We start from the raw sequence: 24562 nt of genomic DNA, 5'->3' as shown, positions 1-24562 counted from the left end.
GCCATCATACAGGCCGTGCGCTGCGATTGCAGGCGCCGGCGTCAGCCACGCTTGCGCATCAGGCCGATGAAAAACAACCCGCCGATCGCCGCCGTGGCCACCCCGATGGGCAGGTCTTCCGGGGCGATCAGGGTACGCGCCGCAACATCGACCCAGACCAGGAACAGGCTGCCCAGCAGTGCCGACACCGGCAGCAGGCGACGGTGCTCCGCGCCCACCAGGTAGCGGGCGATATGCGGCACCATCAAGCCGACGAAGCCGATGGAACCGCTGATGGACACCAGTACGCCGGTCAGCAGCGAGGCGATCAGGAACACCTTCAGGCGTACATTACGCGCACTCAGGCCGAGGGTCACGGCGGTCTGCTCGCCCGCCATCAGGGCGTTCAACGGCCGCGCCATGCTCACCAGCAACACCAGTCCCAGCAGCACGCTCGCTGCCGGAATCGGCAGCAGTTCCCAGCGCGCCAGGCCGAGGCCGCCGAGCATCCAGAACAACACCGCGGAGCTGGCCCGGTGGTCGCCGAGAAACAGCAGCAGGTTGGCCAGCGCCATCATCACGAAGGACACCGCGACCCCGCACAGCAGCAGCCGGTCACTGTCCAGCCGACCCTTGCGGCTGGCGATGGCCAGCACCACCAGCATGCTACCCAGGGCGCCGAGAAAAGCGGCGATGGGCAAGGTCAGCAGACCGACGATTTCGCCCACATGCAGGACCACGATCACCGCGCCGAGGGTCGCCCCGGAGGTGACGCCGAGCAGGTGCGGGTCGGCCAGGGGATTGCGGGTGACCGCCTGCAGCACCGCGCCGATCAGGGCCAGTCCGGCCCCCACCAACGCGCCGAGGAGCATGCGCGGCACCCGGATCAACCAGACGATAGGCTCCTGGCCTGCGCTCCAGTTCACCTCGCCCAGGCCCAGCACCTTGTACGAGAGAATCCGCCACACCACATCCACCGGCACCCGTGCCGGACCGAAGCCCAGGGACAGCACGCAGGAGAGCAGCAACAAGGTGCCGAGGGCGACCAGCAACAAGGCGTAGCGGCGGTTCATCATTGCGGGTGGAACGCCTTGGCAAGGGTTTCGATGGCCTGGACGTTATCGATGCCCGGCGTCGCCTCGACATAGGGAATGACCACGAAACGCTTGTTGCGGATGGCGTCCACCGATTGCAGCGCCGGGTTGGTTTCGAGGAAGTGCTGCTTCTGTTCCGCGGTGATTTCGCTGTAGTCGACGATGACGATCACCTGGGGATTCTTCTCCACCACGCTTTCCCAGTTCACCCGGGTCCAACTGGCGTCGACATCATCCAGTACGTTGCGACCGCCCGCGGCTTCGATCAGCGCCTGGGGCATGGCCAGGCGGCCGGCGGTCATGGCGCGGTCCTCGCCGCTGTCGTAGAGAAACACCCGTGGGCGCTCGGCTGGCAGGCTTTTCTGCACGGCGCTGACCCGTGCCTGCATCGCGCCGACCAGGGCATCGGCACGCGCCTGCACGTCGAAGATCCGGCCCAGGTTGCGCAGGTCGTTGTAGGTGTCGTCGAGGCTGGCACCCGGGCGTTTCATCACGAAGGCGCAGGACTCGGTCAACTCGTAGACGTTGATGCCCAGGGGCGTCAGCGTCGCCGGGGTGACGGCACCGCCGACGCTCATGCCGTAGTCCCAGCCGGCGAAGAAGAAGTCGACATTGGCATTGAGCAGGGTTTCCACCGACGGGTACTTGGCCGCCAGTTCCGGCAGGCCGTCGAGGATCTTCGCCATCTGCGGGGTGACCGCTTTCCAGCCACTGATCCCGCTGTAGCCGACCATGCGCGGCTTGAGGCCGAGGGCGAGCATCATCTGGGTCATGTTGATGTCATGACTGACCGCGTGCCTGGGCGCCTCCTTGAAGGTCACCTCGCGGTTGCAGCTCTGGATCGTCAGTGGGTAGTGCGTCGACTCGGCCAGGGCGGACATGGACGTGAACAGTGAACCGAGGCAAAGCGCCAGGTGCCGTAGCTTCATGGTTGGGTTATCCAGGTGATTCGCGGGTAGCCGGAAAGTGGGTGGGTATCGATCAATGCTTCGACGCCGAAGACCTCGCGCAGCAGCTCGGCGGTCAGGACTTCGGCGGGTGTGCCGCTGGCGACGATGCGACCGTGGTGGAGCACATACAAGCGGTCGCAGAACGCCGCGGCCAGGTTGAGGTCATGGATGCTGGCCAGGGTGCCGATCTTCAGTTGCCTGACCCGGCGCAACAGCTCCAGCTGGAAGCGTGGGTCAAGGTGGTTGGTCGGTTCGTCGAGGATCAGCAGTTGCGGTTGCTGGGCCAGGGCGCGGGCGAGGATCACACGCTGTTTTTCACCGCCGGAGAGGGTGGCGAAGGCGTGCTCTTCGAAGCCCAGCATGCCCACCGATTCGAGGGACTGGTGGATCAGTCGGCGGTCGGCCTCGGTGTCGCCGTCGAAGAGTTTCTTGTGCGGGGTACGGCCCATCGCGACCACTTCCTCGACGGTCAGGCCAAAGGCATCGGGGAATTCCTGGAGCACCACGGCGATGCGCTGGGCGCACCAGCGTGGCGATTGTTTCCAGACGTTCTGGTGGTCGAGCAGGACCTCGCCGTGTTCCGGGTGGCTGAAGCGGTAGGCGCAGCGCAACAGGCTGGTCTTGCCGCTGCCATTGGGGCCGATCAGGCCGACGAACTCGCCGGCGGCCACCCGCAGGTTGGCGTCACGCAGCTGGAACTGGTGATGGCAGTGGCCACGGCCCAGGGGAGTCCAGGCGAGATGGGCGAGGGTCAGCGAGGTCATTCGTTACTCATTGTTCGGGGCCTGCACGCAAAACCTTTGTAGGAGCCGGCTTGCTGGCGATGAGGCCGGCAAGTCTTGCATCGACCTTCCTGCCGCCATCGCCGGCAAGCCGGCTCCTACAGGTGTGTGTCGCACATTGTTATATTGTAACAATGTTCATTTGCAATAGTTTCGCATTAAAAGCCTACAGAATCCCCTGTGTCGTGCCTCTCAATGTCTTCAGCTTGAAGATGAAGCCGATTCAGGTTCGCCCTTGAGGCGCGACAGCAGCGCCCAGTCCAGCAACCAGACGACAACCAGCGAGACCCCGACCAGCGGGAACAGGATCGCCAGGGCGAACATGATCACCAGCGCGGTTTTCCAGCGGGGCAGATCATGGCGCAGCGGCGGTACTCCGAGGCCACCTTGCGGGCGGCGCTTCCACCACATCACCACGCCGCTGACCGCGCTGAGCAGGATCATCAGGCACACCAGCAGCATGACCAACTGGTTGATCGTTCCGAACAGCTTGCCTTCATGCAGCATCACGCCCATCTCCGTGGCCCGGGCGACATTGCCGTAGTGTTGCCAGCGCACATCGGCCAGGACCGTGCCGGTGTACTGGTCGACGTGCAGGGTGGCGTCGTTGCGCGGGTCGTCGGCGAACACGGCGATGGTGAACACGCCTTCGGCGGTGCTCGGCAGGGTGATGCTGTAGCCGGGTTCGACCAGCCGCGCCGTGGCGATGTCCACTATCTGTTGCAGGGTGATGCCCGGTGCTGCCGGGCCGGTCGCGCCGCCGCCGTGGTTCATGTGTTCGGCATGCTCGCCGGACACGGGCATTGGCGTATTTTCCAGGGCCCAGGGCACGGTCTGGCGGGCCGAATCGTTGAGGCTGCGGGCCTCGATGTCGGACTTGGGCATGTTGTTCCACATGGCGTCGGGAAACCTGTTCCAGACCTCGGCGTATTGCTTGCCCCAGACACCGGTCCAGGTCATGCCGCTGAGCAGCATGAACAACAGCAGTCCCGCACCCCAGAAGCCGGTGACGGCATGCAGGTCGCGCCAGACGATCCGTCCGCGCTTGCCCAGGCGCGGCCAGAGCACGCCGGCGCCGGAGCGGCCCCGCGGCCACCAGAGGTAGAGGCCGGACACCACCAGCATCACCCCCCAGCCGGCGGCCAGTTCCACCAGGCGGTCGCCGACCGTGCCGATCATCAGTTTGCCGTGCAGGGAGCGGGCGACGGCTTGCAGGTTGAGCTTGGCATCCTGCTCGCCGAGGATAGTGCCGCGATAGGGGTCGAGGAACACGTTGAGCTCGTGACCGTCGCGGATGACCACGAACTGCGCGCTGCGTTCGGCGTTGACGGGTGGCAGGTACTGTTTGATCCGCGCCTGTGGATAAGCCATCTCGATGCGCCGCAGTTGCTCGTCGGCATTGAGGCTGTGATGACCGGCCTGGACCGTCATCAGGTCGCGGTACAGCAGCGGGTCGAGTTGCGGCTTGAACAGGTAGATGATCCCGGTCAGGGCCAGCAGGACCATGAACGGGGCAACGAACAGCCCGGCATAGAAATGCCAGCGCCAGGCCAGGTTGTAGAAAGAGATTTTAGGTTGGCTCATCAGGAGCGCTCCGCAAGGTATCAGTCATTGGATATACGGTGACAATGTGGCGAGCGGGCAAACCCGCTCGCCACTATTACGGTTAGAAACTCATGTCCACCTTGGTCCAGAACGTGCGCCCCGGTTCGTTGATGGCTGTTGGGTCATTGGCCGGGTAGCCGAACCCGGCGTTGCCCGCCAGGTTCAGGTGTTCGGCGTAGGCCTTGTCGAACAGGTTGTCGACGCCGCTGCTGACTTTCACGTGGGCGTTGATCCGGTACGCGCCGTTGAGGGAGAACACCCCGAAACCGGCGCTTCTGGAAAAGTCCTTGCCGACCACGTTGCCTTCGTTCAGGTCGACGCGGTTCTGTTGCGCCACCACCCGCCACAGGCCCCCGGCACTCCAGTTGTCGCGGCTGTAGGTCAGGCCCAGGCGGGTTTCCAGTGGCGGCATCTGCGGCAGCGCCTTGCCGTCGCTGGTGTTCTTGCCCCAGGCATAGGCCAGGGTGGCATCGGCTTTCCAGTTGGCGGTCAGCCGGTACGCCCCGCCGAGTTCACCGCCCATGATCCGCGCGTCGACATTGCGCGCCTGGGAGGTCGTGCCCATCATTCCCGGCTGGTAGTTGAACAGGATGAAGTCGCGCACCTGGCCGACATAACCCGAGGCCCAGGCCTCCAGGTCCTCGGTCTTGTATTGCAGGCCGACATCCAGCTGCGTGGTCTTCTCCGGCTTGATGGCATCGAAGGCGTTGAGCGAGCCGCTTGGGCCCTGGTTGGGGGAGAACAGTTCCCAGTAGTCCGGGAAGCGCTCGGCGTGACCCAGGCCGGCGTACAGCGTGGTCGGGCTGGCAGCCAGGTCGTGCTCGTAGCGGACGAAACCGCTGGGCAGGCTGTCGGAGCGGGTCTGGTTGGCGGTCGGATTGGGTCGGGCGCTCATCCCGGAACCGACGCGCTGGCGAAAGTCCTTGGCCGCAGCCCGGTCCAGGCGGACGCCGCTGATCAGGCGGTCGCGCTCGGCGGCGTACCAGGTCAGTTCGCCGAAGAGGCCATAGTTGTGGAACTCGGCGTCCCTGTTGCGCGGCAGGTCCTTGTAGGTGTCGATGCCCATGCTGCTGCGCTGGCGGTGTTCGTCGGTCTGGGCGTCGAGGCCGCCGATCAGTTGCCAGTCGGCCCAGCGCCAGGTGGCCTTGAGCCGGGCGCCGAGGGTGCGGCGGTCGACGTTGGAGGCCATGGGCCCGGCCATCATCCCGGTGCCCGAGGGCGTGCGCAGGCTGTAGTTGTCCATCACGTGGTCGGCGTAGTTGTAGTAGACCTGGGCCTCGAGCTTGTCGAGGACCTCGCCGAGGTTGGACTTTTCAAAACGCAGGCCGAGGCTCTCGCGCTTGAACTGTGCGCCATCCATGCTGCGTCCGGCATAGCGGGCTTCTCCGTCGCCCTTGCCGGCGGTCAGTTCCAGCAGGGTGTCGGCGTCCGGGGTCCAGCCCAGCGCGACGTCGCCGTTCCACTTGTCATAGCGCGAGGGCACGCTGTCGCCGTTGCCGTCCTTGTAGTCGCCGGCACGGGCCTGGTTGCCGATCGCCCGGACATACCCCGACGGCCCGCCGGCGGCGGCATCGACCAGCTTGTCGAAACGCCCATTGGAGCCGGCCAGCACACTGGCATTGAGCCGTGTGCCGAGTTCGCCGAAGTGCTCCGGCTCGCGGTCGAAGAGGATGGTCCCGGCTGAGGCGCCCGGACCCCAGAGCACGGTTTGCGGGCCTTTGATTACCGTCAGCTTGTCGTAGGTTTCCGGGGCGATATAGGAGGTCGGTGCATCCATGCGGCCCGGGCAGGCGCCGAGCATCTGGCCGCCATTGGTGAGGATGTTCAGCCGCGAGCCGAACATGCCACGCAGTACCGGGTCGCCGTTGGTACCGCCGTTGCGCACCAGGGCAAAGCCGGGGATGGTCTTGAGGTAGTCGCCGCCGTCACTGGCGGGTACCGGCTGGCGCGGATCCTTGGGGTCGGTGATCACCGTCAGCGGCGAGCTGGGGGCGAGGGCGGTAATCACCGTCGGGGCGATTTCCCGGGCGGGATCGTCCGGCGAGTCGGCGGCGAAGACGCCGGGTGCGAGCAAGGCGCCGCACATCAGCACGGTGGTCTGGCGCAGACGTGCGCGGGCCTCGTTCAGGGCGAACGGCGAGGACGCCCGCGCAGCGCGCAGGCGAGTGTTGGCAGTGGACATAAGCGTTCCATCATTCAAGCGAATACAACACGGCCGCCGCCCTGGAGCTGCGCTTTACAGTCCAGGCGGGCCGGGTGAGAAAGTTGTGTCGTTGCTTAATGGAACGCGGGCGGAGCGCGGGTGCGGGCACCAGGGAAGGTGGTTTGCCGGGCGTGGCCCAGGCGGGTCAGGGTGACGACGGCGGTGGATGGCCGAGGGCCGTCAAGGGCGGCGAAGCTGAGGGTCTGTGGCAGTGCCGGGCAACTGAACAGCAGGGTGCAATAGCCGCATTTTTCCCACAGCGCATGGTGTTCGGCGCTGGGGGCGTGGTGCTCGGCGGCGCTCTGTTCCATGCCCGCCTGCCCGGGCATCTCCATCGACATGTCCATGCCCATCGACATGGGCATGTGGTGATCCATCGGCATCGCCTGGGAAATCAGCGGACCGATAAAAATCATCAACATGGCGAACAGGCTCAGCCAGCTGCCCTGTACCTGTGCACGGGAGCGGGGCGACCTGGGGCGTGAGGCGCGCATGGCGTTCAAAGTCGTCGTCGGTTACTGCGCGTGGTCCATGTGACCCATGGCATCCGTACCGGCAGGCGCTTGTTTCTGCACCGACACCTCGACCGTCACGTCGCCGGCCTTTTCAAAGTGCAGGGTCAGCGGGAAGTGCTTGCCATCCTGCAGCTGGCTGCGGTCCTTGAGGTCCAGCAACATCACATGAAAGGCCATGGGCGCGAATCGAACTTCGCCCCCGGCGGGGACGTCGACGCTGGCGACGGGCTGCATTTTCATCAGGTCCTGCTGCATCACGTGTTCATGCAGTTCGGCCTTGCCGGCAATGGGACTGTCAACGCGGGTCAGGCGGTCGGCCGTGGTGCCCGGGTTGTGGATCACGAAATAGGCCGCCACCGTCGGGGCGTTGGGCGGCAGTTCCTGGGACCAGGGGTGGCTGATCTGCAAGTCACCGACCTTGAATTCGTGGGCATGGGCAAAGCAGGCGGGCAGCAGCAGGGCGGCCAGCAACAGGGCATTCTTGAGCATGGTGGTTCTCCATAACGATTCATGACGCACAAGGACTGCGAGCGTGAATCAGGTTAGCGGAGAAGCCCTGGGGTTGAGCGAGGGCCATTGCTGGCGAGGGGTGGGGGCATCGATTTCGGTAGCGGGGCGCGTGGGGTTGGTTGCGACCTGCAGCACCGGAAGTTGCGTCACGTGGCCGGGCAACGCCAGCAGCGGCGCGAAGGCCGCACAGCACCAGCAGTGCTGCATGGTGGAATGGTCGTCGTTCTGCGGGGCTTTCTGTTCCAGCTTGCCGAGGTCGATGGCCACCAGTCTGGTGCCACTGGCCGAGCAGAAACTGCCCCACAGCAGTTGCTCCGGGACTGAATTCTCCGACGCTTGCGCCATGGCTCCGGACATCGGCATGGCGAGCAGATTGAACAGCACTGCGAAGCAGGCGATCCAGGCAAATGCTAGCCGTTGTCGGGACATGGGAAGACTTTCCGTCAGTGTTTTCAAACAGATGGGTTATTTAGCCTGAACGTCCTTCATAAGTAAAAGCGCGGGCTGCGGTGAAAGGTCGCAAGCTTGTGTAGGGTTTGTCGGTGATCCTTGTGCACAAGCGTAGCAGCATGCCGTCACATGGCCGGAACGGCATGGACCTCGATCTTCACACCCAGGGTGGCGCGAATCACGCTGAAGATAGCGGCCAGGTTGTCCATGCTCGGATTGCCCTTGGCCGAGAGCATGCGGTGCAGGCTTTTGCTCGGCTTGTCGGTTTCCTTGGCCAGGCCCTCGAAGCCGACGGTGGCGTTGACCAGGTCACGCAGGATCACCCGTGCAATTTCGGGTTCGCCATTGAGAAACAGGGTGGCGGCTTCATTCAGCAGTGCCTGGGCGAACGCCGGGTCGCGCTGCGCCCGCTCGGCGATGGTCTGTTTGAAGCTGCGAGTAAGGGCCATGATATTTCCACGTTGATCATTGCGCTCAAAAGGTAACTTTAAGGTTACTTTTATTGCAAGCGCTTGATCGTGATCTATTGGCCGATGCTTGCCAACGCGGCAAGTGTTTCAGTGAGCGTCTGGAACTCCCGGTCCACCGGCGGCAATGCCGGGCGCTGGAGAATCAGCACCGGTACCCCGAGCTCTCGGGCCACCTGCAATTTGGGTTCGGTCGCGCTGCTGCCGCTGTTCTTGCTGATCAGCACGTCGATGGCGCGGCGCTGGAACAAGGCGCGCTCGTCTTCCAGCAGGAAGGGCCCGCGTGCACCGATCACTTCGCAACGGGCATTGCCTGGATAAGTCTCGAGGGCGCGCAGGGTCCAGAATTGCCCGGCGGGAATTTCTTCCAGATGTTGCAGCGGCTCGCGGCCCAGGGTGAACAGCGGGCGCTGGAAGGGCCTGAGGGACTCGACCAGTTCGGCCCAGTCGGCGACTTCGCGCCAGTCGTCGCCGGGTTCCGCGACCCAGGCCGGGCGCCGCAGCGCCCAACAGGGGATGCCGCTCAAGCGCGCGGCAGTGGCGGCGTTGTGGCTGATTTGCGCGGCGTAGGGATGGGTGGCGTCCAGCAACAGGTCGATGCCTTCATCCCGGATGAATTGTGCCAGTCCTTCGGCCCCGCCATAACCGCCGACCCGAACCTGGCACTGCAAGTCCGTCGGCACCCGCCCGACACCCGCCAGGCTGTAGATATGCTCCGGGCCCAAGGTCCGGGCAATCGCCAAGGCCTCGGTGACGCCGCCGAGCAGCAACAGGCGTTTCATGGCTGTACTCCCGCGTGACCAACGATGCCGCCCTGGCGGTCTATGGCAAAGACTTCCACCTGCACTTGCGCGGGGACCACGCTGCGGGCGAAGTCGCGGGCCCGCCGGCAGACTGCATCGCCGAGGGCGATACCGGCCGCTCTGGCCATGGCCAGCGCCTGCTGGCTGGTGTTGGCCTGGACAATCGCCGTCTGCAAGGCCTGATCGGCGCCGACTTCGCCGGCCCATTCGGCCAGTTGCGGCAGGTCGATGCTCGAGTGCCGGCTGTGCAGGTCCATGTGCCCGGCCGCCAGCTTGCTGATCTTGCCGAAGCCGCCGCACAGGCTCAGCTTGTCCACCGGGACCTTGCGCAGGTGCTTGAGCACAGCGCCGACGAAGTCGCCCATTTCGATCAGGGCGATTTCCGGCAGGTTGTAGACCCGGCGCATGGTGTCTTCGCTGGCGTTGCCGGTGCAGGCGGCGATATGCAGATAGCCGTTGGTCTTGGCGACGTCGATGCCCTGGTGGATCGAGGCGATATAGGCCGCGCAGGAAAACGGTCGGACGATGCCGCTGGTGCCGAGGATCGACAGCCCGCCGAGAATGCCCAGGCGCGGGTTCATGGTTTTCAGGGCCAGGGCCTCGCCGTCGCGGACATTGACGGTGACCGAGAATCCGCCAGCGTAATCCAGCTCAGCTGCCAATTGCTGCAGGTGTTGGCTGATCATCTGGCGCGGCACCGGGTTGATCGCCGGTTCGCCGACAGCCAGGACCAGGCCGGGACGGGTGACGGTCCCGACGCCTTTTCCAGCATGAAACTGCACGCCGGGTTCGGCGATCAGGCGGACTTGCGAGTACAGCAGGGCTCCGTGGGTGACATCCGGGTCGTCGCCGGCATCCTTGAGGGTGCCGGCCTCCGCGCCGTCGTCATGGCGACGACAGAACTCCAGGCGCAGGTCCACGCGCTTGCCCTTGGGCAGGGTGATCTGCACCGCGTCACAGCTGACGCCACTGAGCAACAGGCGCGCCGCCGCCAGGGCGGTGGCGGTGGCGCAACTGCCGGTGGTCAGGCCGCTGCGCAGGGGCGCGGGCTGTTCGGCGGTTTCCTCACGCATGACGGTTGCTCCCTGTAGGAGCGAGCTTGCTCGCGATGGGCGTCAACGATAACGCGGGGCATCTGAAAGACCGTGGAGCCTGTGCGTTCATCGCGAGCAAGCTCGCTCCTACAGTGTCCGAGATGTTCAAGGCTTGACCACATCGAGCAAGGTGATCGGCAAGGCTTGGCGCCAGGTGTCGAAGTCCCCCAGCGGTTGGGCCTGGGCGATATGAATGCGGGTCAGTTCGCCGCCATGGGCCTGGCGCCAGTTCATCAACAACAGTTCGCTTTGCAGGGTCACCGCATTCGCCACCAACCGGCCTCCCGGCTTGAGCTGCGCCCAGCAAAGGTCCAGTACCCCGGGACGGGTGACGCCGCCGCCGATAAAGATTGCATCCGGCGGCTCCAGTCCCTCCAGCGCATCGGGCGCACGGCCACGAATCAATTGCAGGCCCGGCACGCCGAGGGTGTCACGGTTGCGCTCGATCAACTGTTGGCGACCGGCGTCAGCTTCGATGGCAATGGCCCGGCAACCGGGGTGGGCGCGCATCCATTCGATGCCGATGGAGCCGCTGCCCGCGCCGACATCCCACAACAGTTCACCGGGCAGCGGGGCGAGGCGGGCGAGGGTGATGGCGCGGACATCGCGCTTGGTCAGTTGCCCGTCATGCTCGAAGGCGCTGTCCGGCAACCCGCCAATACGCGACAGACGCGGCGTGCCGGGGGCGGCCAGGCACTCGATGGCGACCAGGTTCAGGTCGGCAATCGGCGGGTCGCTCCAATCCTCGGCCAGCCCGTCGATCCGCCGTTCCGTCGGGCCGCCCAGGTGCTCCAGCACGCTGATCCGGCTCGGGCCGAAACCTCGTTCGCGCAGCAGAGCGGCAATGGCCGCGGGACTCAGGCCGTCATTGCTCAGCACCAGCAGGCGCACACCGCTGTGCAGGTGCGCAGCGAGGGCGGCCAGCGGGCGGGCGACGACCGAGAGTATCAGCACATCCTGCAAGGCCCAGCCCAGGCGGGCGGCGGCCAGCGAGCAGGAGGAGGGCGCGGGCAACACCTGCATCTCCTCGGCGGCGACCCGGCGTGACAGGCTGGCGCCCACGCCGAACAGCATCGGATCGCCGCTGGCCAGCACGCAGGTCGGCGTGCCGCGCAGGGCCAACAGCGGCTCCAGGGAAAACGGACTTGGCCAGCCCAGGCGCTCGGCGCGGATGTCCGCCGGCAGCAGGTCGAGCTGACGTTGGCCGCCGAATACCCGTGAAGCCGCCGCCAGGGCCTCGCGGGCCTGCCGGCCGAGCCCACTGAAGCCGTCTTCACCGATTCCCACGATTGTCAGCCAAGGCGCCATCTAAAATCCTCAAAACACAGCGGTTCCGACGGGCAGGCTTTTCATGCCGTCGGACAAAGCAGGCATAATACCGCGCCTTCGACGGCGAAACGCTCTTCGATAGCAGCCAATACTTTTCCTTCACTGCCGGTCGCCCCTTGAACGAACGCCTGCCTGTCACCGCCATTCGCCCCTCGGCCTGTCCGGGGTTGCTGCGTATCGTCCCGGCGCTGGACGGTGGTATCTGCCGGATCAAGCTGGCCGGCGGGGTGATCAGCGCCGACCAGGCCCGGGCGGTGGCCCGCGCCGCCGCACGTTATGCCGGCGGCGTGATCGAGGCGACCAACCGGGCCAACCTGCAGATTCGCGGTATCGGCGAGCAACACGCGGCGCTGATCGGCGAGTTGCTCGACGCAGGCCTCGGGCCCACCACGGCGGCGGGCGACGATGTGCGCAACCTGATGCTCAGCCCGAGCGCGGGCATCGACCGCCAGTTGTTGATCGACACCCGGCCTCTGGCCGAACAGATCCTGGCGACCCTGCAGACTCATGCACGCTTCCATGAGCTGTCGGCCAAGTTCGCGGTGCAACTGGACGGCGGTGAAGCCCTGGCGATGCTGGAGCATCCGCATGACCTGTGGTTGTCGGCGCTGCTGCTGGGCGACCAGGCGTACCTGGCCTTCGGCCTGGCCGGCTGTCCGGCCAATGATTTGCCGCTGGCCGCCGTGCCCCTGGCCAAGGGGCATGCGCTGGTGGTGGCGGTGCTGGAGCTGTTCCTCGATCTGGCCCGTCCCGAGCAGACGCGCATGCGCCACTTGCTGGCCGAAGTCTCGACTGCGGAGTTCCTCCGGCAATTGGCCCAACGGCTCGGTTTCGAACCCGTTGCGGTCCCGTCCTGGCAGCGATCCGCGGCGCCCGGTCTGTTGCATATCGGCACTTATCCACAGCGCCAGCCGGGGCGTGTGTACATCGGTGCAGTGGCGCCTCTCGGACGGCTCGACGCGTCGATGCTCGACGGCGTGGCCCGGCTGGCGAGCGAGTTCGGCGATGCCCGCCTGCGCCTGACGCCCTGGCAGAGCCTGTTGCTGCCGGATATCCGGGTCGAGGACGCGGCAACCGTTACCGCCCACCTGCAAGACCTTGGATTGTTGTGCGACGCCGCTTACGGCCTGGCCCAACTGATCGCCTGCACCGGCTCGGCCGGCTGTGGCAAGGGCCTGGCCGACACCAAGGCCGACGCCCGCACGCTGGCGCTGCACCTGCAAGGCCGGCCCCAGGGCGTGCACTTGTCCGGCTGCGCGCGTTCCTGCGCGGCCGCCCATGTGGCGCCGGCTACCTTGCTGGCGGTTTCTCCTGGCCACTATGACCTCTATTTTCGCGATGCGACCCACCCGGGCTTCGGCCGGCCGCACGCACGCAACCTTACTATTGAAGCGGCGGGCGTCCTGCTGGCAGCCCGCTCACGGAGCAACACCGATGATTGATTACATCCGCGACGGTCAGGAGATCTATCGCAACTCCTTCGCGATCATTCGCGCGGAAGCCAACCTGGCGCGCATTCCCGCGGACCTGGAGAAGCTCGCCGTGCGGGTGATCCACGCCTGCGGCATGGTCGATGCCATCGACGGCCTGCAATTCTCCCCCGGTGCCGGCAAGGCCGGGCGCGATGCCCTGGCGGCCGGCGCGGCGATTCTCTGCGATGCGCGGATGGTCAGCGAAGGCGTGACCCGTGCACGGCTGCCCGCCAACAACCCGGTGATTTGCACCCTGCGCGACGAGCGCGTGCCCGAGTTGGCCGAGGAACTGGGCAATACCCGTTCGGCGGCGGCGCTGGAGCTGTGGCGGCCCCACCTGGAAGGCAGCGTGGTGGTGATCGGCAATGCGCCGACGGCCTTGTTCTACTTGTTGGAAATGCTCGATGCCGGCGCGCCGAAACCGGCGTTGATCCTCGGTTTCCCGGTGGGCTTCGTCGGCGCCGCCGAATCCAAGGCGATGCTCGCGGCCGACAGCCGTGGCGTGCCGTTCGTGATCATGCAGGGCCGGCTGGGCGGTAGCGCCATGGCCGCCGCTGCGGTGAATGCCCTCGCTACGGAGATTGAATGATGCAGCAGCCTGGACGTCTGATCGGCCTCGGCGTGGGCCCCGGTGACCCGGAACTGATCACGCTCAAGGCCTTGCGCCTGCTGCGCGAGTCGCCCGTGGTGGCGTACTTCGTCGCCAAGGGCAAGAAAGGCAACGCGTTCGGCATCATCGAGGGCCACTTGCAGGAGGCCCAGACCTTGCTGCCGCTGGTCTACCCGGTGACCACCGAGGCACTGCCCGCGCCCTTGTCCTATGAGCAGGTGATCAGCGACTTCTACGACGAGGCCAGCCTGGCCGTGGCCGCGCACCTCGATGCCGGCCGCGACGTGGCGGTGATCTGCGAAGGCGATCCGTTCTTCTATGGCTCCTACATGTACCTGCACGACCGTCTTGCCGAGCGTTACGACGCCCAGGTGATTCCCGGCGTGTGCTCGATGCTTGGTGGCGCCTCGGTGCTCGGGGCGCCGCTGGTATATCGCAACCAGAGCCTGTCGGTGTTGTCCGGCGTGCTGCCCCATGACGAGCTCAAGCGCCGCCTGGCCGACGCCGACGCGGCGGTGATCATGAAACTGGGGCGCAACTTCCACAAGGTTCGCCAGGTGCTGGAAGAACTGGGCCTGGCCGGTCGCGCCCTGTATGTGGAGCGCGCGACCATGGCCAACCAGAAGATCGTCCCGCTCGATGAGGTCGAGCCGATGTCCTCGCCGTACTTCTCGCTGATCATCGTGCCCGGCGAACGGTGGCAGGGATGAGCCGCGCGCAACCGGCCATTGTCATCCTCGGCAATGGCAGCCTCGCGACGGCCCGCAAGCTGCAACGGATTTACCCGGATGCGCTGGTCTATGGACTGGCGGAGCGGGTCGACGGCGCGGACCGGCTCTATCACGAGTTTGGCGCGACCCTGCGCCAGCTCTATCAGCAGGACACGCCGATCATTGCCCTGTGCGCCGCCGGTATCGTGATTCGCACGCTGGCCCCGGTGCTGCTGGAGAAGGGCGCCGAGCCGCCGGTGCTGGCGGTGGCCGAGGACGGCAGCGCCGTGGTGCCGCTGTTGGGTGGGCTGGGCGGGGTGAATGTCATGGCGCGGGAAATGGCCGCCGGCCTCGGTGTGGCGGCCGCCATCACCACCAGCGGCGAGCTGCGTTTCGGCACCTGCCTGCTGAATCCGCCGAGCGGTTATGCCCTGGGCGACCTGGAGCTGGGCAAGCGCTTCGTCTCGGACCTGCTGGCCGGCGAAAGCGTGCGTATCGAAGGAGCGGCACCTTGGCTCGCGCAGGCGCACTTGCCGGAGGATCGGCAGGCACGCCTGTCGATTCATGTCGGCAGTGCCGAGCGTGCGCCGGCCGCCAATGAATTGCTGATTTATCCGCGCAGCGTGCTGGTGGCGGTCACGGCTGGCGTGCCGGAGCTGACCGGTGCCGTGCGTGAAGCCTTGCACGGGGCGAATATCGCCCGCCAGTCGCTGGCCTGCCTGGTGGCGGCGGACAGCGAGATGGCCCATCCTGCGCTGCGCGAAGCGGCTGTCGAGTTGGGTGTACCGCTGCGCTTTGTCGCCTCGGGCAGTTCTGTCGCCGAAATGGCACAACAGGCGATACCGCAGTTGTTGCCGCCGATCTGTGTCGGCGAAGGCCTGGCGATCGCGGTCGCCAGCCAGCCATTGGAGCCGGAACGCATCGGTCGTCCACGGGGGCGCCTGGCGGTGATCGGCCTTGGCCCGGGTGCCGCCGAGCTGATGGTGCCGGCGGTGAAGGCCGAACTGGCGAAGGCCAACGACGTGCTGGGTTATGAAACCTACGTGCGCATGGCCGGCCCGTTCCGCGCCGATCAGGTGCTGCATTGCACCGATAACCGCGAAGAGATGCAGCGTGCCCGGCATGCCTTCGAACTGGCGGCCCAGGGGCGCTCGGTGGTGGTGGTGTCATCGGGTGACCCGGGTGTGTTCGCCATGGCGGCGGCGGTGCTCGAAGCCCTGCACGAATCCAGTGACCCGAGCTGGCACAGCGTCGACCTGGAGATCCTTCCGGGGGTGTCCGCCTCGCTGGCGACGGCGGCCCAGGCGGGGGCGCCATTGGGGCATGATTTCTGTGTGATGTCCCTCTCGGACAACCTCAAGCCCTGGAGCATCATCGAGAAACGCCTCGACCTGGCGGCCCAGGCCGACCTGGCCCTGGCGTTCTACAACCCGATCTCCCGTTCCCGCCCCTGGCAGTTGGGCCGGGCCCTGGAGATCGTCGCCGGGCACCGCACACCGCAGACGCCAGTGGTCCTGGGACGGGATATCGGTCGGCCGGGACAGACCTTGCGGGTGACCACCCTGGGCGAGTTGACGCCGGACCAGGTGGACATGCGGACGATGGTCATCATCGGTTCGTCCACCACCTGCGTCTTCCCTCGCGCCGAGGGTGGCGAGTGGGTGTACACACCGCGCTGGTACGGTGAAAAACCCCGCTCTTGAGGGGATGTGAGCTCACAAAAGGACGACGTCCATAGTCGTCCGTGATTGGCTATAAAGGCGCTACCAGATACCCCCGCACCCCGGTAAAGATGATCTGCGCCGCCAGGGCGCAGACGAACAGCCCCATCAGGCGGCTGACGATCTGCAGGCCCTGGTCACCGAGCATACGTTCGATACGATTGGACAGGTACAGCACCACGCCCACGGTCAGGCTCGCCAGGGCGATACTGACGATGGCCGAGAGCTTGTCGTCCCAGTGCGGCTGGCTGACCCCCATGACCAGCAGGGCACCGATGGTGCCGGGGCCGACGGTCAGGGGAATGGTCAGCGGGACTATGGTCACGTCCTGCTGCACGTTGTCGGTCTGCACCGCCGATTTACCCTGGGCCATGCCCAGCGCCGAAATGAACAGCACGCTGCCGGCGCCGATGCGGAAGGCATCCACGGTGATGCCGAACACGCTGAAGATCACCCGCCCGAACAGATACAGCAGCACGCTGGAGACCAGTGTCGCCAACGCGACCTTCCAGGCCAGGCGTCGCCGCTCCTTGCTGGAATAACCACGGGTCAGGCCGATGAAGCAGGACAGGACGAAGAACGGGCTGTAGAGCACCAGCATCTTCAGGTAAACGCTGAATAACACGTGGAGCATGGTGTGGGCTCGCGGCGGAGGAGGGCGACGGCAGTCTATCAGGCGTTGCGCGGGCTGTCGGCGGTGTGTGGGAAAGGGCCGCACGAATTGTCACGGATGAGCTGTTACCCGGCCGTCAGGAGGTCGGCACCTGGGCCTGCTGGTTCGCGCGCTCGGCCACCCAGTGCTCCACCAGTTCACGCAACTGCGACAGCTCCACCGGCTTGGCCATGTGTCCGTCCATCCCGGCCTGGCGTGCGCGTTCCTTGTGCTCGGTGAGAATGTGCGCGGTCAGCGCCACCACCGGGGTGCGCACGCGCTGGTTGCCGACTTCCCAGGCGCGCAGTTGCTGGGTCGCGGAAAAGCCGTCGAGGATCGGCATCTCGCAGTCCATCAGCACCAGGTCGTAGCGCTGGGCTTTCATCGCCCGCAGGGCCTCTTCGCCGTTGCTGGCGGTGTCGGGCTTGAGGTTGAGCTTGCCGAGCATGCCGCGGATCACTTTGGTGGAGATGCTGTTGTCTTCGGCCACCAGGATGCGGAAGTCGCTGGGTACCGAAATCGGTTCCACCAGCTCGGGACTCGCCACCGGCGCCGGCACGGGGCCCTTGTCGCGCTGGGCCAGTTCGTCCGCCAGGGTGGTCTTGAGGGTATAGCCGGCCACCGGCTTGGCGAGGATGCGCTTGACCCCGGCATTGCGCGCGATGATCTTGCTCGGCGCGTTGCTGATGCCGGTGAGCATGATCAGCAGGATGTCGTGATTCAGGCTCGGATCTTCCTTGATCTTCGCCGCCAGTTGCATGCCGGTCATGCCGGGCATGTTCTGGTCCAGCAACACCGCGTCGAAGTAGTCGCGCAGGTGGGCCTTGGTCCGCAGCAGCGCCAGGGCTTCCTTGCCCGACGGCACGGCGCTGACGTTCAGGCCCCAGGCGCTGCATTGCTGCACCAGCACCTTGCGGCAGGTGTCGTTGTCGTCGACCACCAGGACCCGCGCGCCCTTGAGCGGGCCGTCGAGGTCGGAGGTCGGGTTCTCCAGGTGCAGCGGATCAAGCGGCAAGGTCAGCCACAGGGTGCTGCCCTGGTTGATGCCGCTCTTGATGCCGAACTCGCCTTGCATCAGTTGCACCAGCTGGCGGGCGATCACCAGGCCCAGGTTGCCCCCCAGGCGAGTTGCCGCCAGGAAGTTCTTGCTCTGCAGCTCGGCGTGGAGCAGGGCATCGCGTTCTTCGTCGCCCATCGGCACGCCGCTGTCCTGGACCGCGATGCGCAGACGCGGTTGGCCGCTGCGCTCGTCGAGGGCGACGACAATGAGGATCTCGCCCTCGTCGGTTTTCTTCAGGGCGTGTTCCAGCAGGCTGAGCAGGGTCTGGCGCAAGCGCGTCGGGTCGCCGCTGATCACGCGGGGCACCTGGGGCTGGATGAAACTGATCAGCTCGACATTCTGCTGCTCGGCCCTGGCACGGAAAATACTCAGGCAGTCGTCGATCAGGGCATTGAGGTCGAACTGCACGTCATCCAGTTCGATCTGCCCGGACTCCAGCTTGGAGATGTCGAGGATCTCGTTGATCAGGGTCAGCAGCTCGTTGCCGGCGCTGTGGATGGTCTGCACATAGTCGCGCTGCTTGACCGACAACGGCGTGCCCAGGAGCAGTTCGGTCATGCCCAGCACGCCGTTCATCGGCGTGCGGATCTCGTGGCTGATCTTCGCCAGGAACTCGGCCTTGGCGGCGATTTCGGCATTGCTCGCCGCCAGGTCACGGCTGAGGCTGAACTGGTCCTGGGTGATGCTGCGTCGGCGCTCGCCCAGGGCTACGCTCATCAGCAGGCCGCTGATGCAGATGAACGCCAGCAGCGCGATGATCAGGCCTTGTGGTGCCACCTGGGTCAGCCCCAGCAGCGCGGGCAGGATGACCAGCGTACCGATGTTGAAGATCACCATGGCCACCACGAACAGGCGCGCCGGGCGGTAGCCCTTCTGCCAGTGATAGGCGGCCACCAGCAGGATGCTCAAGCTTGCCAGGCACACCAGGCCGTAGGTCATGATGTTCAGTGGCAGGGTGTCGACGAACAGCAGCAGCAGGCCGCCGAGGCTGATCACCAGGATATCGCCCAGCAACAGCTTGTTCAGCGGATGCGGGCCCAACTGCGAAAAGAACGAGTAGGTGAACATCAGCCCGCAGGGCGCGGTCAGCAACAGCGCGATATAGGCGGCGGGGGTTTGCGCGCCATGCCAGTCGGGCAGCCAGGGGCCGATCAGGTTCAGCAGGAACAGCGCGCTGAGCAGCAGGAAACCCTCGCAGGAGGCCAGCCACAGGCTGCTGCGCGAGCGGGTGTAGGCGAAGCGGATCAGGTTGTGCAGGATCAGCATCATCAGGCTGCCGAAAAGCAGGCCGTACAACACCGACTGGCTCTGGTCGGCGGCGACCTCGATGGCCGGTTCGAGGGTGACATGGGGGCGCAGCTCGTGCTTGGACACCAGCCGCAGGTAGACATCCAGTGGGTGGCCGCTTTGTACCAGCGGCAGCATGAAGTCACTGCTGGGCAACGGTCGCTCGGCCTGGGGCAGGTCGTTGCCGGTACGTACCTGGGCGATCAGGTTGTCGCCGTCGAGGGTGTAGAGATCGAGGCGGGCAAGGTCCGGGGCGAAGACCCGCAGCACTTGTTCGTGGCTGCCCGGTTGCAGGCGAAAGCGTAGCCACAGGGCGCCTTCGGGCCTGGCGGCGGTCAGGCGTTCGAGCTCGACCGGACTGAATTGGTTGGTGTAGCGCGAAGAGCGGATATCGCTCAATTGCAGATCGGCCTGGTCGTCGAGCAAGGACGCCCAGCCAATGCCTTGCGAGGCCTGGGCCGGAGCAAGGCAGAGCAGGGTCAGCAAGCTGACAGTGAAACCTATGGCGATCCTGAGCCAGCGCACGGCGAAATCCCTTCGTAGGTTGATGCCTGATGATAACTATGCGCAGGGCGGGAATAGTTCGGCAAGGGCTGAGCGCCCTTGCCTATCCTTTCGGATAGTTTATTCCTTCGAGTCTGCGCGTTCGCGTGCAATTGCACGATAGCCTATGTCGCTACGGTAGAAGCAGCCTTCCCAATTAATCTTAGCCGCGAGCTTGTAAGCCTGCTGCTGTGCGGCGTCGACGCTGTTGCCCAGGGCGGTGGCGCAGAGTACGCGGCCGCCGGAGGTGACGACCTGGCCGTCCTTCAGTGCGGTACCGGCGTGGAAGACTTTGCCTTCCAGGCCCGCGGCAGCGTCCAGGCCATTGATCACGGCGCCCTTGGCGTAGTCGCCGGGGTAACCGCCGGCAGCCAGGACCACGCCCAGGCTCGGACGCGGGTCCCATTGGGCTTCGATCTTGTCCAGGGCCTGGGCCAGCGCGGCCTCGATCAGCAGGATCAGGCTCGATTGCAGGCGCAGCATCACCGGTTGGGTTTCCGGGTCGCCGAAGCGGCAGTTGAACTCGATGACTTTCGGGTTGCCGGCCTTGTCGATCATCAGCCCGGCGTACAGGAAGCCGGTGTAGACGTTGCCTTCCTCGGCCATGCCGCGCACGGTGGGCCAGATCACCTGGTCCATGACCCGCTGGTGCACCTCGGCGGTGACCACCGGGGCCGGCGAGTAGGCGCCCATGCCGCCGGTGTTCGGGCCGCTGTCGCCGTCGCCGACGCGCTTGTGGTCCTGGCTGGTGGCCATTGGCAGGACGTTCTTGCCGTCGACCATGACGATGAAGCTGGCTTCTTCGCCGTCGAGGAATTCCTCGATGACCACGCGCGAGCCGGCGTCGCCGAAGGCATTGCCGGCGAGCATGTCGCGCACGGCGTCTTCGGCTTCGGCCAGGGTCATGGCGACGATCACGCCTTTGCCGGCGGCCAGGCCGTCGGCCTTGATCACGATCGGCGCGCCTTTTTCACGCAGATAAGCCAGGGCCGGCTCGATCTCGGTGAAGTTCTGGTAGTCGGCGGTGGGGATCTTGTGGCGGGCCAGGAAATCCTTGGTGAAGGCCTTGGAGCCTTCGAGCTGGGCGGCGCCGGCGGTCGGGCCGAAGCAGTCCAGGCCACGGGCGCGGAACAGGTCGACGACACCGGCCACCAGCGGCACTTCCGGGCCGACGATGGTCAGGGAAACGTTTTTCTCGGCAAAGTCCGCAAGCTGCTCAAGGGCCAGGACGTCGATGGCGACGTTCTCGCACTTGGCCTCGATGGCGGTACCGGCGTTGCCCGGGGCAACGAAGACTTTCTCGACACGCGGATCCTGCGCCACTTTCCAGGCCAGGGCGTGTTCACGGCCACCGCTGCCGATGATCAAAACATTCATTTCAAAAACCTCGATGACGCTGAATTCTGTTTGAACCTAAAGCGCTTCACGCCGTAGGAGGTCGCAATGAAGCCGGTAGATGCAAGGCGGAGTCGGCCTCGATGAGCGGAGTTGCCTTCTGGCAATGAGCATCATCGAGGTCGGCTCCAACGCAGCAGATGCCGGTTTCAGTGCGGCCGTCGTCGTATTAGTGGCGGAAGTGGCGCATGCCGGTGAAGACCATCGCGATGCCGGCTTCGTCGGCGGCAGCAATCACTTCATTGTCACGCATCGAGCCGCCCGGCTGGATCACCGCGGTGATGCCGACCTTGGCCGCATTATCGATACCATCGCGGAACGGGAAGAACGCGTCCGAGGCCATGACCGCGCCCTGCACTTGCAGGCCAGCATGTTCGGCTTTGATTGCAGCAATACGGGCAGAGTTCACTCGGCTCATCTGCCCAGCGCCGACACCGATGGTCTGGCGGTTCTTGGCGTAGACGATGGCGTTGGACTTGACGTACTTGGCGACTTTCCAGGCGAAGATCAGGTCGTGGATCTCTTGCTCGGTCGGCGCGCGTTTAGTCACCACCTTCAGGTCGTCGCTGCCGATCATGCCGATATCGCGGCTCTGTACCAGCAGGCCGCCGTTGACGCGCTTGTAGTCCCAGGCCGGAGCGCGGTTGGCGTCCCACTGGCCACAGGCCAGCAGGCGCACATTGGCCTTGGCGGCGACGATGGCGCGGGCTTCTTCGCTCACGGACGGTGCGATGATCACTTCGACGAACTGACGCTCGACGATGGCCTTGGCGGTTTCGGCATCCAGCTCGCGGTTGAAGGCGATGATGCCGCCGAAGGCCGACTCGCTGTCGGTGGCGTAGGCCAGTTCGTAGGCCTGGCGGATGCCGCCTTCGGCGTCCGGGCTCACTGCCACGCCGCACGGGTTGGCGTGCTTGACGATGACGCAGGCCGGCTTGACGAAGCTCTTCACGCATTCCAGCGCGGCGTCGGTATCGGCCACGTTGTTATAGGAGAGCTCCTTGCCTTGCAGCTGGGTGGCGGTGGCGATGCCGACTTCGGCGGGCTTGGCTTCCACGTAGAACGCCGCGCTCTGGTGCGGGTTCTCGCCGTAGCGCATTTCCTGGGCCTTGATGAACTGGCTGTTGAAGGTGCGCGGGAATTCGTTGCGGCCTTCGGTCGACAGGGTCTCGGCCGCCTGGTTCACGGTGCCCATGTAGTTGGCGATCATGCCGTCGTAGGCGGCGGTGTGTTCGAAGGCCTTGAGCATCAGGTCGAAGCGCTGGGCGTAGGTCAGGCCGCCGGCCTTGAGGCTTTCCAGCACCTGGCCGTAGTCGCTGGCGTTGACCACGATGGCCACGTCCTTGTGGTTCTTGGCCGCCGAGCGGACCATGGTCGGGCCGCCGATGTCGATGTTCTCGATGGCGGTCGGCAGGTCGCAGCCCGGTTTGGAGATGGTGGCTTCGAACGGGTAGAGGTTGACCGCCACCAGGTCGATCGGCTTGATGCCGTGCTCGTTCATGATGGCGTCGTCGATGCCGCGACGACCGAGGATGCCACCGTGGATTTTCGGGTGCAGGGTCTTGACCCGGCCGTCCATCATTTCCGCGAAGCCGGTGTAGTCCGCGACTTCCACTGCGGCCACGCCATTGTCCCGCAGCAGTTTGAAGGTCCCGCCGGTGGAGAGGATCTCCACGCCCAGGGCTTCCAGCTCCTTGGCGAATTCGAGGATCCCGGTCTTGTCGGAAACACTGATCAAGGCGCGGCGGATCGGCAGGCGGGTAGTCTGGTCGGTCATCTCAATTTCCATCAAAAGCAAAGGAGTCAGCAAAAAAGGCGACCGGTTCTACGCGGGCGCCTTTCTGGTTTGATTGAATGCTTACAGCAAATCGTACTGCTTGAGTTTCTTGCGCAGGGTGCCGCGGTTCAGCCCGAGCAGCTCGCTGGCCTTGGTCTGGTTGCCCTTGACGTAGTTCATCACGCTTTCCAGCAAGGGGGCCTCGACTTCGGAGAGCACCAGGTTGTACACGTCCGTGACGGCCGCGCCCTCAAGGTGGGCGAAATAATTGTGCAGCGCCTTCTCGACACTCCCGCGAAGGGTCTGGCCTTCTTCGCTCGGGGTGTTGAGGTGCTGTTTCAAATTGACGTTGTCGCTCACGGGCGTTGTTCCACTCACTAAAGTCTCGGTCATCATCGTCATGCGGCCACCCCTCTTCCTTCCCCTGTCACCAGGCTCTTGTAACGCTCGGCGAAGAACTCACGAACGTTGGCGCACTGTGCTTCCGTCTCTTCCACACGATTGAAGTGGGCGCGAAACTCCTTGGCGCCCGGCAAGGTTGCGAGATACCAGCCGACATGCTTGCGGGCGATACGTACACCCATCACTTCCCCATAGAAGGCATGCAACGCGGCCAGATGCTCTAGCAGAATACGTTCCACCTCGAACAGTTCCGGTGCCGGGAGGGTTTCGCCGGTCCGCAGAAAATGCTCGATTTCACGAAAAATCCATGGCCGCCCCTGGGCAGCCCGGCCGATCAACAGGCCGTCGGCACCGGTCGCGTGCAGCACGTGCCGGGCTTTCTCGGCCGAATCGATGTCGCCGTTGGCGAAGACCGGGATCGACACCGCCTGCTTGATCGCGGCAATGGTGTCGTACTCGGCTTCACCGGTATACAGGTCGGCGCGGGTTCGCCCGTGAACCGCCAGCGCCGTGATTCCCGCCTGTTCGGCGATTTTCGCCACCGTCAGGCCGTTCTTGTTCGCCCGGTCCCAGCCGGTACGGATCTTCAGGGTGACCGGGACGTCCACCGCCGCCACGACGGCGTGCAGGATCTCGCTCACCAGTGCTTCGTCTTTCAGCAACGCGGAGCCGGCGGCCTTGTTGCAGACCTTCTTGGCCGGGCAGCCCATGTTGATATCGATAATCTGTGCACCCAGCTCGACATTGGCCCGGGCCGCGTCCGCCAGCATCTGCGCGTCGCCACCGGCGATCTGCACCGAGCGGGGCTCGGGATCGCCTTCGTGGATCATGCGCAGACGCGATTTGCGGCTGTTCCACAAACTCATGTCGCTGGTGACCATTTCCGAGACTACAAGACCTGCGCCCAGGCGTCGGCACAACTGACGAAAGGGTTGGTCCGTGACCCCCGCCATCGGGGCGAGAATCAAGCCGTTCTGCAATGTATATGGACCGATGCGTACCGCCGACATAGGACTTCCCTGTTGTGGGGCCGGATCATGAGAGTTCGAAAAAGGGTTGGCATGATACCCGCTCTCGATGACTGGATAAAGGCAAAACTGGATAAAATCTGAACAGTTATTCCGTTATCGCTGGCGGTTTGGTCGTTGTCGG

22 protein-coding genes are annotated in these 24562 nt (G+C 65.2%); 4 read left to right on the top strand and 18 right to left on the bottom strand.

All coding sequences use genetic code 11. From position 1 onward, the window contains the following. Positions 1 to 41: 41 nt before the first annotated feature. From NUH87_RS13740 to cbiE, 12 genes are all read right to left on the bottom strand, one after another. Positions 42 to 1055 (bottom strand): iron ABC transporter permease, encoded by a 1014-nt coding sequence (locus NUH87_RS13740; protein WP_338526385.1) that lies wholly within the window; start codon positions 1053 to 1055, stop codon positions 42 to 44. Continuing rightward, positions 1052 to 2002, bottom strand: coding sequence for an ABC transporter substrate-binding protein (locus NUH87_RS13735; RefSeq protein ID WP_338526383.1), 951 nt, complete (start codon positions 2000 to 2002; stop codon positions 1052 to 1054). The genes NUH87_RS13740 and NUH87_RS13735 overlap by 4 nt, the downstream gene beginning before the upstream one ends. Beyond that, entirely contained in the window at positions 1999 to 2787 is a 789-nt protein-coding gene (locus NUH87_RS13730; RefSeq protein WP_338526381.1) for an ABC transporter ATP-binding protein, read from the bottom strand. The genes NUH87_RS13735 and NUH87_RS13730 overlap by 4 nt, the downstream gene beginning before the upstream one ends. 219 nt (positions 2788 to 3006) lie before the next feature. Then, entirely contained in the window at positions 3007 to 4389 is a 1383-nt protein-coding gene (locus NUH87_RS13725) for a PepSY domain-containing protein (protein WP_338526380.1), read from the bottom strand. 82 nt (positions 4390 to 4471) lie between these two features. After that, positions 4472 to 6592 carry a TonB-dependent copper receptor gene (locus NUH87_RS13720; protein ID WP_338526379.1) on the bottom strand — a complete coding sequence of 707 codons (2121 nt, stop codon included), beginning with the start codon at positions 6590 to 6592 and terminating at the stop codon, positions 4472 to 4474. 95 nt (positions 6593 to 6687) lie between these two features. Continuing rightward, positions 6688 to 7107 carry a DUF2946 domain-containing protein gene (locus tag NUH87_RS13715; protein WP_338526378.1) on the bottom strand — a complete coding sequence of 140 codons (420 nt, stop codon included), beginning with the start codon at positions 7105 to 7107 and terminating at the stop codon, positions 6688 to 6690. Positions 7108 to 7128: 21 nt separating this feature from the next. After that, on the bottom strand, positions 7129 to 7617 hold the full coding sequence (locus NUH87_RS13710; RefSeq protein ID WP_338526377.1) for a copper chaperone PCu(A)C: 489 nt from the start codon (positions 7615 to 7617) through the stop codon (positions 7129 to 7131). A 48-nt stretch (positions 7618 to 7665) separates the two neighbouring features. After that, complete coding sequence (locus NUH87_RS13705) at positions 7666 to 8067, bottom strand: DUF2946 domain-containing protein (protein WP_338526375.1); 402 nt, start codon at positions 8065 to 8067, stop codon at positions 7666 to 7668. A 146-nt stretch (positions 8068 to 8213) separates the two neighbouring features. Further along, positions 8214 to 8537, bottom strand: a complete 324-nt coding sequence (locus tag NUH87_RS13700; protein WP_338526373.1) for a transcriptional regulator — start codon at positions 8535 to 8537, stop codon at positions 8214 to 8216. Between the two features lie 74 nt (positions 8538 to 8611). After that, a complete protein-coding gene (locus tag NUH87_RS13695; protein WP_338526371.1) occupies positions 8612 to 9337 on the bottom strand; it encodes a cobalt-precorrin-6A reductase in 726 nt (241 codons plus the stop codon). After that, complete coding sequence (locus NUH87_RS13690) at positions 9334 to 10431, bottom strand: cobalt-precorrin-5B (C(1))-methyltransferase (RefSeq protein WP_338526370.1); 1098 nt, start codon at positions 10429 to 10431, stop codon at positions 9334 to 9336. Before NUH87_RS13690 ends, NUH87_RS13695 begins: the two co-directional genes overlap by 4 nt. A 126-nt stretch (positions 10432 to 10557) precedes the next feature. Continuing rightward, positions 10558 to 11760, bottom strand: a complete 1203-nt coding sequence (cbiE, locus tag NUH87_RS13680; protein WP_338526369.1) for a precorrin-6y C5,15-methyltransferase (decarboxylating) subunit CbiE — start codon at positions 11758 to 11760, stop codon at positions 10558 to 10560. A gap of 137 nt (positions 11761 to 11897) precedes the next feature. Between cbiE and cobG the strand changes: the two genes are divergently transcribed. The 4 genes from cobG to cobJ are packed head-to-tail and all read left to right on the top strand — an operon-like array spanning position 11898 to position 16276. After that, entirely contained in the window at positions 11898 to 13223 is a 1326-nt protein-coding gene (gene cobG, locus NUH87_RS13675; protein ID WP_338526367.1) for a precorrin-3B synthase, read from the top strand. Further along, complete coding sequence (locus NUH87_RS13670) at positions 13216 to 13842, top strand: precorrin-8X methylmutase (protein WP_338526366.1); 627 nt, start codon at positions 13216 to 13218, stop codon at positions 13840 to 13842. The genes cobG and NUH87_RS13670 overlap by 8 nt, the downstream gene beginning before the upstream one ends. Next, positions 13842 to 14573, top strand: coding sequence for a precorrin-2 C(20)-methyltransferase (locus NUH87_RS13665; protein ID WP_040063970.1), 732 nt, complete (start codon positions 13842 to 13844; stop codon positions 14571 to 14573). The genes NUH87_RS13670 and NUH87_RS13665 overlap by 1 nt, the downstream gene beginning before the upstream one ends. Next, entirely contained in the window at positions 14570 to 16276 is a 1707-nt protein-coding gene (gene cobJ, locus NUH87_RS13660) for a precorrin-3B C(17)-methyltransferase (RefSeq protein WP_338526365.1), read from the top strand. The genes NUH87_RS13665 and cobJ overlap by 4 nt, the downstream gene beginning before the upstream one ends. Before the next feature lie 49 nt (positions 16277 to 16325). Here cobJ and NUH87_RS13655 read toward each other — a convergent pair whose 3' ends face one another. From NUH87_RS13655 to dusB, 6 genes are all read right to left on the bottom strand, one after another. Next, positions 16326 to 16928 carry a MarC family protein gene (locus NUH87_RS13655; protein WP_040063972.1) on the bottom strand — a complete coding sequence of 201 codons (603 nt, stop codon included), beginning with the start codon at positions 16926 to 16928 and terminating at the stop codon, positions 16326 to 16328. A 115-nt stretch (positions 16929 to 17043) separates the two neighbouring features. Then, complete coding sequence (locus NUH87_RS13650) at positions 17044 to 19818, bottom strand: hybrid sensor histidine kinase/response regulator (RefSeq protein ID WP_338526364.1); 2775 nt, start codon at positions 19816 to 19818, stop codon at positions 17044 to 17046. A gap of 99 nt (positions 19819 to 19917) precedes the next feature. Then, complete coding sequence (gene purD / locus NUH87_RS13645; RefSeq protein ID WP_338526362.1) at positions 19918 to 21213, bottom strand: phosphoribosylamine--glycine ligase; 1296 nt, start codon at positions 21211 to 21213, stop codon at positions 19918 to 19920. Between the two features lie 187 nt (positions 21214 to 21400). After that, complete coding sequence (gene purH, locus NUH87_RS13640; RefSeq protein ID WP_338526361.1) at positions 21401 to 23008, bottom strand: bifunctional phosphoribosylaminoimidazolecarboxamide formyltransferase/IMP cyclohydrolase; 1608 nt, start codon at positions 23006 to 23008, stop codon at positions 21401 to 21403. An 81-nt stretch (positions 23009 to 23089) separates the two neighbouring features. After that, positions 23090 to 23410: a DNA-binding transcriptional regulator Fis gene (gene fis / locus NUH87_RS13635; protein WP_003186237.1), complete on the bottom strand. Its 321-nt coding sequence runs from the start codon at positions 23408 to 23410 to the stop codon at positions 23090 to 23092. Further along, the gene (gene dusB / locus NUH87_RS13630; protein WP_040063978.1) at positions 23407 to 24420 is read right to left on the bottom strand and encodes a tRNA dihydrouridine synthase DusB; all 1014 of its coding nucleotides are present in this window, start codon (positions 24418 to 24420) and stop codon (positions 23407 to 23409) included. The genes fis and dusB overlap by 4 nt, the downstream gene beginning before the upstream one ends. Between the last annotated feature and the right edge of the window lie 142 nt (positions 24421 to 24562).

The organism is Pseudomonas batumici, assembly GCF_036585405.1.
Lineage (GTDB): Bacteria > Pseudomonadota > Gammaproteobacteria > Pseudomonadales > Pseudomonadaceae > Aquipseudomonas > Aquipseudomonas batumici.
This window is presented reverse-complemented; position numbering and strand designations above follow the sequence as displayed.